Annotated in this window: 11 protein-coding genes; 4 read left to right on the plus strand and 7 right to left on the minus strand. The window is 72.1% G+C overall.

What is annotated here, in order from left to right; genetic code table 11:
- The first annotated feature begins 14 nt into the window (after positions 1 to 14).
- Positions 15 to 2,672, plus strand: a complete 2,658-nt coding sequence (locus WA788_RS28050; RefSeq protein ID WP_335981921.1) for an alpha-L-rhamnosidase-related protein — start codon at positions 15 to 17, stop codon at positions 2,670 to 2,672.
- 88 nt (positions 2,673 to 2,760) lie between these two features.
- Here the strand turns inward: WA788_RS28050 and WA788_RS28055 are convergent, their stop codons facing one another.
- Positions 2,761 to 6,102 (minus strand): GH92 family glycosyl hydrolase, encoded by a 3,342-nt coding sequence (locus tag WA788_RS28055; protein WP_443034105.1) that lies wholly within the window; start codon positions 6,100 to 6,102, stop codon positions 2,761 to 2,763.
- Between the two features lie 452 nt (positions 6,103 to 6,554).
- Here WA788_RS28055 and WA788_RS28060 point away from each other — a divergent pair, with 452 nt between their 5' ends.
- Positions 6,555 to 6,902: a hypothetical protein gene (locus WA788_RS28060; RefSeq protein WP_335981925.1), complete on the plus strand. Its 348-nt coding sequence runs from the start codon at positions 6,555 to 6,557 to the stop codon at positions 6,900 to 6,902.
- A gap of 29 nt (positions 6,903 to 6,931) precedes the next feature.
- Here WA788_RS28060 and WA788_RS28065 read toward each other — a convergent pair whose 3' ends face one another.
- Positions 6,932 to 7,813: an NAD(P)H-binding protein gene (locus WA788_RS28065; protein WP_335981928.1), complete on the minus strand. Its 882-nt coding sequence runs from the start codon at positions 7,811 to 7,813 to the stop codon at positions 6,932 to 6,934.
- 79 nt (positions 7,814 to 7,892) lie between these two features.
- Between WA788_RS28065 and WA788_RS28070 the strand changes: the two genes are divergently transcribed.
- The gene (locus WA788_RS28070; protein ID WP_335981930.1) at positions 7,893 to 8,510 is read left to right on the plus strand and encodes a TetR/AcrR family transcriptional regulator; all 618 of its coding nucleotides are present in this window, start codon (positions 7,893 to 7,895) and stop codon (positions 8,508 to 8,510) included.
- A gap of 911 nt (positions 8,511 to 9,421) precedes the next feature.
- On the opposite strand, the gene WA788_RS28075 is transcribed toward WA788_RS28070, so the two are convergent.
- The 4 genes from WA788_RS28075 to WA788_RS28090 form a co-directional block, all read right to left on the minus strand.
- Positions 9,422 to 9,637 (minus strand): hypothetical protein, encoded by a 216-nt coding sequence (locus WA788_RS28075; protein WP_335981932.1) that lies wholly within the window; start codon positions 9,635 to 9,637, stop codon positions 9,422 to 9,424.
- Positions 9,638 to 9,748: 111 nt separating this feature from the next.
- On the minus strand, positions 9,749 to 9,982 hold the full coding sequence (locus WA788_RS28080) for a hypothetical protein (RefSeq protein WP_335981934.1): 234 nt from the start codon (positions 9,980 to 9,982) through the stop codon (positions 9,749 to 9,751).
- 1,254 nt (positions 9,983 to 11,236) lie between these two features.
- On the minus strand, positions 11,237 to 11,674 hold the full coding sequence (locus WA788_RS28085) for a glutaredoxin domain-containing protein (RefSeq protein WP_335981936.1): 438 nt from the start codon (positions 11,672 to 11,674) through the stop codon (positions 11,237 to 11,239).
- Between the two features lie 187 nt (positions 11,675 to 11,861).
- A complete protein-coding gene (locus tag WA788_RS28090; protein ID WP_335981937.1) occupies positions 11,862 to 12,740 on the minus strand; it encodes a LysR family transcriptional regulator in 879 nt (292 codons plus the stop codon).
- A gap of 135 nt (positions 12,741 to 12,875) precedes the next feature.
- Between WA788_RS28090 and WA788_RS28095 the strand changes: the two genes are divergently transcribed.
- Positions 12,876 to 13,340: an ester cyclase gene (locus WA788_RS28095; protein ID WP_335981938.1), complete on the plus strand. Its 465-nt coding sequence runs from the start codon at positions 12,876 to 12,878 to the stop codon at positions 13,338 to 13,340.
- A gap of 57 nt (positions 13,341 to 13,397) precedes the next feature.
- On the opposite strand, the gene WA788_RS28100 is transcribed toward WA788_RS28095, so the two are convergent.
- On the minus strand, positions 13,398 to 13,796 hold the full coding sequence (locus WA788_RS28100) for a winged helix-turn-helix transcriptional regulator (RefSeq protein WP_335981939.1): 399 nt from the start codon (positions 13,794 to 13,796) through the stop codon (positions 13,398 to 13,400).
- Between the last annotated feature and the right edge of the window lie 102 nt (positions 13,797 to 13,898).

Consider the following 13,898-nt stretch of genomic DNA (forward strand, 5'->3'; position numbering starts at 1 on the left):
TCTGGAGCCGCCCCATGCCCCACTCCCCCGCCGGCGAACCCCGCCCCCGCGGACCCCAGCGCCGCACCGTGATGAGAGCCGGACTCGGCGGCGCCGCCCTCGCAGCCGCCGGGCTCACCTTCGGCGCCGCCGGAACCGCCGCCGCCGACCCCGACCCCGCCCGCACCGGCAGCACGCCAGGCCCGGCGGCGCCCCAAAGCCCCGAAGCCGACTGGCACCGCTACCTCCAGGGCCCCACCGACCGCACCGTCCGCCCGGTGGGCATCCTGCGCAGCAGCGGCGCCGTCACCGACCCCGACGCACTGCTCGCGCCCGGCGGCGGCAGCACCAAGCTGAGCCGCCCGCAGCCGCCGAAGCCGCCGCACTGGCCGGACGGCACCACCGCCACCGCCTCCTCCGCCCACGCCCCCAACAACGGCGACGACGGCCAGCCGCGCACCTATGACGCGGCCAACGCGATCGACGGCGACCCGGGCACCTTCTGGAACGACGACACCCTCGCGGCGTATCCGGACACCCTCACGGTCACCACGACCGCACCCCTGTCGCTGCCGGGCATCACCCTGCTCTCCAACGCCGACGGCGTACCGAGCGACTTCACCGTGGAGACGTGGGACGGCGCCGCCTGGCAGCCGGCCGCCACCGTCAGCGGCAACACCCAGGTCCAGCGGGCCGTGCCCTTCGCCGCCACCGTATCCACCACCCAGGTGCGGATCAGCGTCACCGCCGACCAGAGCACGCCCCAGGGCGAATTCACCCGGATCAACGAGGTCTATCCCGGCCTGCTGCCTGACAACGATGTCCCCCGCGTCGTGGTCGACTTCGGCAAGGTCGTCGTGGGCTACCCGCACATCAGGTTCAGCTCCGCGTCGGACAACTTCCCCGGCGTGCGGCTGGCGTTCTCCGAGACCGTCGAATACCTCACCGAGCGCAGCGACTTCACCCGGGCCGACCAGTCCGGGGTGGCCTCCCAAGGCACCGACCAGGTCGCGGTACCGGCCGGCGGCACGGACTGGAAGGACACCAAGGGCTACCAGAGCGGCGACCAGGTCTACGCCGACGGCCTGCACGGCTTCCGCTACCTCCAGATCAGCCTGGACGCCCTCGCCTCCGACGCCCCGGCCGCCCAGCCGTGGGGCGAGGTGTCCATCGACGAGGTGTGGCTGGAGTTCACCGCCTACCTGGGCACGCCCGAGTCGTACAGCGGCTGGTTCCTCAGCTCCGACGACGACCTCAACCGCTACTGGTACGGGGCCGCGTACACCAACGAGCTGGTCACCGACACCTTCCGGTCCGACGACATCGACCCGCGCGGCGCCGACAGCCCGTCCCTGGACGGCAAGTTGGTCCTCCAGGACGGCGCCAAGCGCGACCGGGACCCGTACGTCGGGGACCTCGCGGTCTCCGCCCGCACGCTGTACCTCACCCACGACGACGCGGCCGAGGCCGCCCGCAACGTGCTCGCCGACCTCGCCGACCACCAGCGCTCCGACGGCTGGATTCCGCCCGCGTCGATCAACGGCTACACCCTCCCGCTCTTCGACTACCCGCTGTGGTGGGTCACTTGCAGCTGGGACTACGTCCTGCACACCGGCGACCGCGGCTACGCCACCGGCTACTACCCGCACCTGACGAAGGTGCTCGACTCCTGGTACCCGTCGGTGACCGACGGGGACGGGCTGCTCAGCAAGGGCCTCAACGGCACGTCCGGGTACGGCGACTACGCCTTCCTCGGCCGCTCCGGGCAGATCACGTACTACAACGCCAACTACGTCCAGGCGCTCAACGACGCCGCCTCGCTCGCCGGCTGGCTCGGCAACTCCGCCGACGCGGCGCGCTGGACGGCCCGCGCGGCCACCGTCGCCAACGCGGTCAACGCCCACCTGTGGGACGCGGCCGCCGGCGCCTACCTGGACTCCGCCACCGGCCCGGCCCGGCACGCCCAGGACGGCAACGCCATCGCGATCACCGCCGGGGTCGCCGGCGCGAGCCGCGCCGCCTCCGCGCTGGCCCACCTGGACGCCACCACGGTGCTGCCCTACGGCAACGCCTTCATGGACAACGACACGATCTTCGACGGCGCCTCGCAGCGGGTCTACGCCTTCACCTCCTACCCGGAGCTGGTCGCGCGCTTCCGCACCGGCCGCGCGGACTCCGCGCTGGACCAGATCCGCCGCACCTACGGCTGGATGGACCGCCACGACCCGGGCATCACCAACTGGGAGGGCATCGGCCCGGACGGCTCGCTGTACGAGGGCGCCTACACGAGCATGGCGCACGGCTGGTCCACCGGCGTCGTCCCGGCGCTCACCAACGAACTGCTCGGCGCCCGGCCGACCGCTCCGGGCTTCACCACCTGGTCGGTACGGCCCCGGCCCGGCTCGGTGGCCTGGGCGCGCGGCCAACTGCCCACCCCGCACGGACCGTTGGGCGTGGACTGGCGCCACCCCGGCCAGGGCGCGTTCGCGCTGACGCTGCGGGTGCCGGGCGGCACCCGGGGCAGCGTCGCGGTGCCCACCGACGGGAAGGCGGTCAGCGTGCGGGTGGACGGCAAGCTGGCCTGGAACGGGAAGAAGGCCAAGGCGTACGACGCCGCGGCCGAGGAGGGGTATGTGGTGCTCGACGGGCTGACCGCGGGCACCCGCGCGGTGTCGGTCCGCCCGGCGGACTGATCCGGCGGACTGATCCGGCGGCGCGCGAACAGCCGCGGGCGGCCGCCCCGGGCAGAGAGCCCGGGGACGGCCGCCCGCGGTGTGTGCGTTACGCCGTCGCCACCGCGAAGACGTGCATGTCGCCGCCCGAGGTGGTGGCCGGCAGCGTCACCGAGGCGAGCTGCTTGCCCGCCTGGAGCGCGATGGGCGCGGTCGCGAACACGTCCGTGCCCACCGGGTCGGTGGTGGGACTGCCCATCACGTCGCGGTAGGTGGTGTGCACCGCGGTGATGTTGCCGAAGGAGGGCTGGTCGCCGCCCCCGCCGAGGGTCCAGTCGCTGAAGCCGATGTCGGCCTGCTGGGTGGTGCCGTCGGTGTAGGTGAGGGTGGCGGTGCCGCTGGTCGGCCCGTCGTCCGCGCTGCCCAGCAGGCTGAGCCGGGTGGCGCCCGCCGACGTCTTGGAGACGTCCAGCACCTGGTCACCGCCGCCGACCTGGATGTTGTCCGGGGCGCCCGCGGTCACCTGCGGCCAGGTGAAGTCGAAGCCGTTCACGGAGACGGTGCTGCCGGGGGTGGCCCCGGCCGCGGCCAGTGCCTTCGCCGAGTAACTCCAGCCGCCGCCGTCGAAGTTGGCGGCCGGATTGGTGTCGTCGGCGGAGATGCCGCGGTTGTTGACGTACCAGCTGATGCTGCCCTTGACCCCGACCGTCACCGACAGCCACGCCTTGGGGGCGGGGGTGCTGCCGGCCGCGGCGGCCGAGGAGGTCAGGGTGATCGGCACCTCGTAGACGCCGGACTTGGTGTCCTTGGCGACGGAGACCGACAGCTTCGCGCTGGCCGTGCCGCCTGCGGGCAGGCTGATCCGGCCGCTCGCCGGGCTGAGGGTGATCCCGTCGGGCGCGGACGCCGACCAGCGCACGTCCTGGCGGCTGTCCTGGATCGTCGAGACGTTCAGCGTGCTGTCCGCCGACGTGCCGGGCTCGGCCTTGACCGCGTCGGGCGCGGTGCTGGCGAAGAACGGCGCCTCACCGTCGCGGAAGGACGGCGGCGCGTCCTTGGCGGCGCTGCCCCACTTGGTGTTCGGGGTGCTGCCCAGGGTGTAGTCCAGGGTGCCGCCGTGGGTGACGAAGGAGGCGGGCACCCAGGGCTGGTCGGAGCTCTTGCCGTTGGTGCGCAGGCTCTGGATGTAGACGTTCTTCGCCGAGGTCTGCGGCGCGTTGACCGTGATGGACTTGCCGTGGCCGGTGTGGATCACCGCGTGCGGGAAGACCGGCGCGGTGAGCACCAGGTCGGCGCGGCTGGGCACCTGCGGGTACATGCCGAGCGCGGAGAAGACGTACCAGGACGACATGGTGCCCGCGTCGTCGTTGCCGGGGATGCCGCCGGGGGTGTTGGTCCACAGCGTGTCGGTCTCGGCGCGGGTGGTCTCCTGCGTCTTGTACGGAGCGCCGAAGTAGTCGTACAGGTAGGCCGCGTTGATGTCGGGCTCGTTGGTCGGGTCGTTCTTCGTCGGGTCGTCGGCGGTGAAGTCGAAGCTGCCGTCGGCGTCGTGGAAGAAGGCGTCGAGGCGGTCTATGGCCGCCTTGTTCCCGCCCATCGCCTGGGCGAGGCCGGCGATGTCGGAGTAGACCATCCAGCTGTACTGCGAGCTGGTGCCCTCCACGAAGCCGTCACCGGTGGCGGGGCTGAAGTTGGTGCCGGCCCAGGAGCCGTCGGAGTTGCGGTTGCGCATCCAACCGCCCTGCGCGGTGGCGTTCGGGTCGAAGACGTTGCTCCAACTGCCGCTGCGCTGCGCGAACTTCTGCGCGTCGGAGCGGTCGCCGAGCTGGCCGGCCAGCTGCGAGATGCCGAAGTCGGCTGCGGCGTCCTCCAGCGTCTCGGCGGCGCCGCCCCAGCAGTGGCAGTTGTCGGCGGGCACGTAGCCGAGCGCCTGGTACTGGTCGAGCGCGGGGCGCTGGCCGACGCACTCGACGTTGCAGCCCGAGCTGTCGGAGTCGTTGGCGGTCGGCACCGTGGCGGCCTTGACGAGCGAGGCGAGGGCGCCCTTGGCATCGAAGTCGGTGCCGCCGAAGGCGTAGATCCCGGCGAGCGCGGCGTCGGAGGGGTCGCCGGACATCACGCTGGTCTTGCCGTTCTCCAGCAGCCAGCGGTCCCACTCACCGCCGCGCTGCTGCGCGTAGTTGTACAGCGACTGGGCATAGTCGCTGCCGACCTTCGGCTGGAGCAGCGTCAGCAGCTGCACCTGGGCGCGGTACTGGTCCCAGCCGGAGAAGGTGCCGTACTGCGCTTTTTGGCCCTTGGCGAGCCGGTGCACCTTGCGGTCGCCGCCCAGGTACTGGCCGTTGACGTCGTTGGTGAGCGTCGGCTCCAGCATCGAGTGGTAGAGCGCGGTGTAGAAGGTGCTGGTCTGGTCGTCGCTGCCGCCGGAGACCTGGACCTTGCGCAGCGCGGTGTTCCAGGCGGCGACGGCCTGCGCGTGCACCGCGGCGAACGTCTTCTTCGGCGGGTTCTCCGCGCACAGGTTCGCCTCGGCGTTGGCGGCGCTGACGTACGAGATCGCGACCTTGGCCTGCACGTGGGTGGTGCCCTGGGCGAAGGTGACGTAGGCGCCGGAGCCCTTGCCCGCGGCCGCGTTGCCGCTGGAGTTGTAGCCGGTGCCGCCCGAGGCCGAGGTGGAGCCGGGGTTCAGCGTTCCGTCGGTCCAGGTGCCGACCTTCGCGAACGGCTGGTCGAAGTGCGCGGTGAAGTACAGGGTGTACAGGTCGTGCCGGTTGTTCGCGCTCTGCGGGCCGCAGAAGTTGCCCGCGCTGACCGAGCCGGTGACGGTCTGCGTCGCCTCGTCCACGTGGACGTCGGCGGCGCTGCTGCCGCTCTCGGAGTTGGAGGTGCGCAGCAGCATGCTGGCGGGCTTGTCCGCCGGGAAGCCGAACTCGCCGGTGCCGGTGCGCTCGGTGGTGGTCAGCTCGGCGCTGGCGCCGCTGTCCAGGCCGACCTTGTAGTAGCCGGGCGAGGCCGTCTCGTTGGCGTGGCTGAAGGTGCTCGCGTACGTGGCGTCCTTGGTGTCCGCGCTCGGCGAGGAGTCCACGTCGCCGACGTACGGCATGATCGGGATGTCGCCGTTCGCGCCGGAGCAGCCCACGCCGTTGAGGTGGGTGAGGCTGAAGCCGCGGATCTTCGTGGCGTCGTACCGGTAGCCGCCGGGGGCGGGCGTGGAGAACTGGTTGCCCGTCGAGTTCTGCGGGCTCCAGGCGAGCATGCCGAACGGGACCACCGAACCCGGGTACGTGTTGCCCGCGTTGGACGATCCGATCAGCGGGTTGACGGTGGCGGCCGGGTCGGCGGGCGCGCCCTTCGCCGCGGAGGCGGAGGCGTTCGAGGAGGCGTTCGAGGAGGCGGCGTTCGCGGTCCCGGCGCCGAGGCCGAGTCCGAGGAGTGCGGAGGCCGCGGCCAGCGCGCAGGCGGCTCTGCGCCTGCGGCGGCCGGCGACCGTCCGGTGCGGGGTTGAGTCGTGCACCAATCCTGCCCTTCGTGAAGTACGTGGCGTACGAGGCGTACAAGGTGATCGGCAGGGGAACGGCCGCTGTGCCCGGCTGGGCGGGCGACAGGGCCGAACCCGACAACGTTGTCAGGAGATTGACAGATGATGTTCCTCCGGGGGTTGGAGGGGTGTCAAGGAAAGGGGTGGGGGTGGGGTGGGCAAAGGGGGCAAGTGGGGGGTTTGGGGGCGGGGTTGGGGGCGGGGGTGGAGGTGGGGCCGGGGGTTTTCGGTGGGCACCGGCCCTCTTTGACGGGTGCCCGCTCCGCTCCGAAATCCCGTGGTCGGGGGGCGGGGCGCGCCGGTATCGTCCGGGAGCCCGGGGGGCGTTGCGGTGGCGGCCCGCTTACGGAGAGGGCGGTGGGGACGTGAACGGCGGGACGACGACCTTGTGGCGCCCCACCGGCCCGGAGGAGTTGACGCTCGTCCGGGCGCTCGGGTGGCGGGCGTGGCCGCCGCGGCTGCCCGAGCAGCCGATCTTCTACCCGGTGCTCGACGAGGAGTACGCGATCCGGATCGCCCGGGACTGGAACGTGCCGCACAGCGGCGCCGGCTTCGTGACGCGCTTCGAGGTCTCCTCGGACTTCCTCACCCGCTACCCCGTACGGCAGGCCGGGGGCCGGACGATCCTCGAACTGTGGGTGCCGGCGGAGGAGTTGGACGAGTTCAACGCCCATATCGTGGGGCGGATCGAGGTGGTCCACACCTTCCGCTGACCGCGGGGGCCGCGGCCGGGTCGGGAGCGTCAGGGGCGGTCGCGAGTGAACGCGGGGGCGTGGTCGGCGGCCCACTGGCCGAACGTACGGGACGGCGTTCCGAGGAGGTCGGCCACCGTGGTGGTGACGTACGCGGGCGGACCGACTGCCGCGCGCCACGCGGCGAGCAGCATCTCGACGACGGGCGCGGGCGCCGTACCCTCCGACAGGCGCCGGAACTCGTCCGGCGTCATCTCCTCGAAGGTCAGGCGGCGCCCCAACGCCTCGCCGATGGCCTGTACTTGGGCGGCGTGGGTGAGTGCGTCGGGGCCGGTGAGGACGTAGTCGCCCCCGGCGTGCGCCTCGTGGCAGAGCGTACGGGCCACGACGTCCGCGACGTCGCGGTCGTCGACCGGCGCGGTCTCGGCGGCGGCGTACGGCCACCGTACGGTCTCGCCGGCCCGGAGCGCGGGCGCCCACCAGGCCAGCGCGTTCGAGGCGAGCATGCCCGGGCGGACGATGGTCGCGGCCAGTCCCGCAGCCGCGATGTGCCGCTCGATGTCCGCGTGCAACTCGGCCATGGGGTTGGGCTGTTGGAAGAACGGGTGCGGGGTGCGGTGCGGGGAGGAGAGGAAGACCACCCGCCGTACGCGGGCCGCCAGTTTCTCGACGACGGCGCCGACGGTCTGCGGTGGGGCGGTCCAGACGAGGAGGGCGGCGCCCGCGCCGTCCAACGCGGCGTCCAGCGAAGCCGGCTCGGTCAGGTCGCCGGTGAACACCTGGACCTGCGGCGGCAGTTGTTCCGCGGCTTCCGGTCGGCGTACGAGGGCGCGTACCGGCACGCGCGCGGCCAGGAGCCGGTCGACCACGGCGCGGCCGATCCGGCCTGTCGCGCCGGTCACGAGTACGGGGAGGGTGTCTGTCGTCTGCACCCGGCCATGAAACCGTTACTCGGTCACAAAAGCAACTCATCCACAAAAGCAACCTGGTCACAAATGCTACGGTGTGCGTGTGACCGACGAGCCGACGGGGCTGCGCGCCCGCAAGAAGGCCCGCACGCGCGACACCATCGCGGACGCGGCCATCTCCCTCTTCCTGGCGCACGGCTTCGACGCCGTGTCCGTCAACGACGTCGCCGCCGCGGCCGAGGTCTCCAAGCCGACCCTCTTCCGCTACTTCCCCACGAAGGAGGACCTCGTCCTCCACCGCTTCGCCGACCACCAGGGCGAGGCCGCCCGCGTCGTCCGCGACCGCGGCCCCGGGGTCTCCCCCGCCGCCGCCCTCCACGCCCACTTCCGCGCCGGCCTCGACCGCCGCGACCCCGTCACCGGCCTCAACGACCACCCGGCCGTCGTCGCCTTCCACCGCCTCGTCTTCGACACGCCTGCCCTGGCGGGCCGCCTCACCCGCTACCAACTCGACGACGAAGCGGCCCTGACCGACGCCCTCGGGGCCGACCTCGGCCCCGGCATCGGTGCTCACCTTCTCGCGGCCCAACTCCTCGCGACCCAGCGCGTTCTCGCGCGTACCACCTGGCACAAGATCGCGGCCGGCCGCACCGCGGACGACGTCCACCCCGAGGCTGTCGCCGACGCGACCCAGGCGTTCGCCCCCTTCTCCAACCCCTGAAGTGCCCGTCTCTTCGTGCAGAGCCGCGCTTCCGGGGTGCCGGGCACCCCACCCGGGAAGCAGCCCCGCGGGCGCGGGGAGCACTCAGGCGAGTGTGTGAGTGGTGAGGGCGTGCAGGGACCAACCCCGCACGCGCGGGGAGCAGTGATCGTGGCCAGCGGAATCCAGGACGGCTGTGGGACCAACCCCGCACGCGTGGGGAGCACTCGGCGGGGTCGGCGTCGTACGGCGCCTGGTAGGGACCAACCCCGCGTGCGCGGGGAACACCCGGACACCGCGGCCGGGACGTGCACCGCGCTGGGACCCACCCCGCATGCGCGGGGAGCACGACCCGGTGCACTCGCATACGGCGGCGCAGCGGGGACCAGCCCCGCGTGCGCGGGGAGCACTCAGCGGGTTGATTTCCGTTTGGCGAGGTAGCGGGACCAGCCCCGCGTGCGCGGGAGCACGGACACTCCGACTACATCGCCAAGTACGCCCTGGGACCAGCCCCGCGGGCGCGGGGAGCACACTTTGTGACCTGCGCCTTTACGATGCCAGGGCCGGGTTTTCCGTCACTTCCGCACATTCCGGCATTCCGGACACCCGCGCGCGGCGGCTCCGCCGAATGTACCGGAGACGGGTGCACCACGGTGGCCCGGCACCGGACCGCCCGAGACCGAGAACACGCGGACCCACCCGCCGGCCGGGGGCCGTGGAGACGTACGAGCAAGCGTTGTCGGTGCCCGAGCAGCCCGCACCGCACACCACGTACGACCCCGACGGTCAAGGCGCCGTCGTACAGGCCCAGCCACCGTCAGGCACTGCCGACCGCTGTCGAAGCCCCCACCGAGCGCCCCCACTCCCACCCGGACAGGACCGCGGCCGCACCCAACTCCCGTACGGTCCGCCCGCCCCATACGAACTGCGCGTCACTCGTGGGCCTGCCAGGTCCCGGTGACCGTCGAGGCGAAGAACCCCGGGCCGAACGTGGCCACCAGACCGGGCGCCATGCGGGGGCGGGGTTTCGTGGATACGGCGCAGGACGTCCGCAGGCTGTCCCAGGAGTGCCGCAGGCCGCCCGGGACCGGCAGGCCGTCGGCCACGGAGTCGATGATCTTCGGTCCTCCGAGGGGGCCACGACCCACTGCGGCGTCCCGGACTCCTTGAGCCAGTCGACCATGGGCGGCATGCACTCGGCGACCTCGGTCACGGCCGCCGACGGCGAGTCAAATGCTGACCCACGCGGTCCCGCACCGTCATCCAGTAGTACCGCGCGCGCTATCGGACAACAGGTGCGACCAGGTCCGCTCTACGCGCAGACCCGGCCCGCGCCATTCTGCGGTGACGACGGCCGCGGCCCCGCTGTCGCCAAACAGCGCGCGGTACATCGCCGCGACCACGCCGGGCTCGGCGGGCCCGTACGAGGTGGTGCGCGATTCGGCGACGACGACCAGGACGCGCCGGTCAGGCTGCGCGGCGACGAGGTGCACCGAGGCCGGGCACGGCGCTGCCGCTGGAGTGGACGGCGATCACGGCGTCGATCTCGTCGGCGTCCAGGCGCGGGAGTGGAGCGCGTCGGCCGCGGCCTGCACGCCGAGGTGGTTGACGACGGTCACCCTCACGGCGTTCCGGACCTCCGCGCCCGCGGGCTCGGCGAGGGTACGACTCGTGTACCGGTGCTCGACGCCGAGGTTCCGCACGATGTGCGGTACGGCGCCGCTCCCCCGTACCGCTCGGGCAGGGCCACCGCTGGGCGGCTCACATGGACAGTTATATCGGCACCTCGGTCGCCAGTCCGGGCATACCGCACGACGGCAGTCTCCCGCCGTGACGCGGCCTACGTCCGCCGGGCGCCCCGGTTTCCTCCGAAAGAGGGGCGCCCGGGTGTCCGCCTCTTTTCCCTGCGCACGTCGTGGGCGAGGCGGCACGTGTTCTCTCGGTGCCGTGGGGGGAAGTTTGGGTGGGGGCCGCGCGGAAGCACGTCCTCCACCCGGGAGGCGCCTCACTCGTCGCCGCACGCGCCGAACTGGCCCACGTACGGCTGGATGCGGCAATTGCGCCGCCCCATCGACGCCCGGTACCAGCCCCGCGGACGCGGGGAGCACACCGGGCCGAGGCCGCGGTATGGGTCCAGGGGCGGGCCATCCCCGCACGCGCGGGGAGCACCCCCGACGCCGGCACCCAGGCCACCGCGAGGGGGGACCAACCCCGCGCGCGCGGGGAGCGCACCGCAGACGGACGCGGCTCAACAGCGGGCGGGGGACCAACCCCGCACGCGCGGGGAGCACGGCTTCGACCTGACGCTGGACCTGTCGAAGTCGGGACCAACCCCGCACGCGCGGGGAGCACTCTTCGTGGCCTGCGACTTTACGGCGGCGGGGCCTGGTTTTCCGTCACTTCTGCATATTCCGGCATTCAGGAAATCCTTGGTGATACGGATCAACCGGGGCTATTTCCAGGTGAGTTAATCATGCGGACCGTTGACCGGGGCTGGCTTCGAGCGCGGAGACCGACGCAGCGGCTGGTCACCGAGCTGGTGCAGCAGAGCGAGTGGCCGGCCCGGCAGGCGGCGACGGTGAGGGCGACCGCGATGTGGGTTGCGGCAGGCCCGACTTGGCGGCGGCGGCGGTGGTGGTGCGGATCGAAGGGGGGTGCCGTCAGCTCGTCCGAGGAGCGGCGCGGCCTCCCCCCACCCGCGGTCGCTGAGCACCCAGTTCGCCCGTAGCTTGCCTTGCAGTTTCTGATCACACGGAAGAGGAGAGTTGTCCGCGCACCCATGCGGGGTCGGGGTTGGTGTGCGGCTGGCCGGCCACGATGACGGTCGGCACGGTCTCGTTGCCGTCGTTGACCGCTTTCACCGCCGCGGCTCCTGCCGGGTCGCGCCAGATGTTGACCCAGTGCAACTGGCGGGCGCTGCGGCCCAGCCGGATGCGCAGCCGTATGCAGTACATGCAGCCCGGCCGCCAGAAGACGACCGGTCGGCCGTCGGCCGCGCTGCGGCGTTGTGCTTCCTGCACAGCGATCGACCTCGGGAAGATCAAGGGAGAGGTCGCGCCGGCCAGCGCCAGGAACACCAGCAGGAGTGCTGCGGCTGTGGCGGGGCTCCCTTGGAAGAGCTCCCCGGCCGCGACGGCTGAGCCGCTGAGCGCAAGCAGCATCGGCGGGACCCAGGCACGCATCATGGTGATGCAGGTTATCGGTTCACGGAGGACGGCAGGTACGGCGTGCTCCACCGGGAACGGCACGTACGGCGTGCCCACGGAGACGCCGTGCCGGCGGCCTTCACCGGCAGAACCCCGCCGTCCTCGGCGAACTGCACCGCGCACTACGGACTGCCGGCGCGGAACAAGGACTCGGGCGGAGGGCTCGTCAGTCGGGAGCCGGGCCGAGCATGCGCCGGGAGATCTCGGAGAACCGCTGGAGTTCGGGCATCGTGCGGTGCTCCATATAGGCAAGGGCGACCATGCGCGGGGCCACGCCGTCGAGCGTGAGGTACTCGACATCCGGCCGGCGGTAGAAGTCGGCCATTCCCGCCGGCATGACGTGGAAACCGGCGCCGGACGCGACCGCCTCCAGGCACTCCTCGATCGTCACCGGGAGGCTGTTGAGGTCTCTCCCCGGCGCGGCCGGGCTGGAGAAAGCACTTCCCCGCCACTCGGGAACGTCCTCGGGGGCCTGGAGCAGCGGTATGTCCCGCAGGTCGTCGATACTCACCGCCTTGCGCCGCGCAAGGGGGTGCTCGCGCGACAGGGCAGCGACGCGGGGCTCGGGAAAGAGCGGAACCACCTTGAACGTTCCCGGAGGCAGCGGCAGCCGGACGAAGCACACGTCGACGCGCCCGTCGAGCAGGTAGTCGACCTGATCGGTGATCGAGGTGTGGACGACGTCGACCCGCAGATCCGGCGCCATCCGGGAGAACTCCCGCACGATGGGTGTGACCACGACACCGGGCATGAACCCGACGGTGAACTGGTTCTCCGCACGGGCCGCGGTGCGTACCCGCTGTTCCAGCGCCACCGACGCGGCCAGCATCGGCCGGGCGTCCTCCAGCAGTTGGCGTCCCGCACGGGTCAGGACCGTCCCCTGCCGGTCACGGACGAAGAGCGCGACGTCGAGGTCGTCCTCCAACGCTCGGATCTGACGGCTCAGGGCCGGCTGCGTCATGTACAGCCGCGCCGCAGCCCGCACGAAGCTGCTCTCTTCGGCCACGGCGACGAAGTAGCGCAGCCGCCGGATGTCGAGATCCATGGCAGGCATGGTAGCCACCCCGTCCCGCGGGCCTGCCCCCATGCCGGATCGGCATGACGCGGGCGCGGATCGGCATTGGCCGGCGGTCCGGGCGCGGGCCCACGATGTGGAACAGCGGACGGAACGCCCTGACGCATGGTCGAACTTGAGGTGATGATGTCGAAGAACCAGTTGCCGACGTGGCTCGCGGACTACGTCGAGGCGGTCAACAAGCACGCCCCGGCCGATGTCGTCGCGATGATGAGCGAGGACGTCGTCGTGGTCGACACGGCCTTCGGCGGCTCGTACACCGGCCGGGCGGCCGTGGAACAGCTGCTGTCGGGCATGGACGCCGGCCTCTCCAGCGACTACCGGTTCACGGTGCGGAAGTACCTCGTCTCCGGCAGCTCCTACGCGTTCGAGTGGGACCTCTCCGGAACGAACGACCGGGTGAACCCGGCCATGGGCCTGCCCGGAACCGGACAGGCGTTCACCGTTCCGGGTCTGACCATCGGCGAGCGACGCGACGGCCTGATCTCGGAGAACCGGGACTACTGGAACGTGGCGGCGCTCCTGACGCAGCTCGGCGTGGTGCCCGCGCCGGCCGGTGCCCCGAAGTGACCTGTCCGACGTCCCCATGCCGATCCGGGCCCCACCCCCGCGGCGGGGCACGGAGAGTCAGCGCGGGTCCTCGGCGTGGGCGGCGGCCGCGTCGATCTGGGCCATGTGGCACTCGGCCCATGCGCGGAGCGCCGCGAGGGGGACCTCGAGGGACAGGCCGAGGTCGGTGAGGCAGTAGTGGACGCGGGGCGGGACGGTGGGTTCCACGCGGCGGGAGACGAGGCCGTCCTGGAGGAGGTTGCGGAGCGTGACGGAGAGCATCTTCTGCGAGACCCCTGGCATGCGGCGCTGGAGCTCGGCGAAGCGCACCTCGCCGGGGTGGGCCTCGGCGAGCACCTTGACGGCCATGGAGGTCCACTTGGTGCCGATCCGGTCGAGCAGGCGCCGGGTCGGGCAGAGCGGGTCGAACAGGTCGCCGCGGCGCGGGGGCGCCGGGGAAGCGGGGGAGGCGGTCACCTCGAGCTCACCACCTGTGGCAGAAGTACGGTCTTGGCCGGTCCAGCATAGTTTCCTACGGTGGGGTTGTCACCATTGGTAACCACCCTTGGGAGGACCCCA

Source organism: Streptomyces sp. CA2R106 (assembly GCF_037034245.1).
Classification (GTDB): Bacteria; Actinomycetota; Actinomycetes; order Streptomycetales; family Streptomycetaceae; genus Actinacidiphila.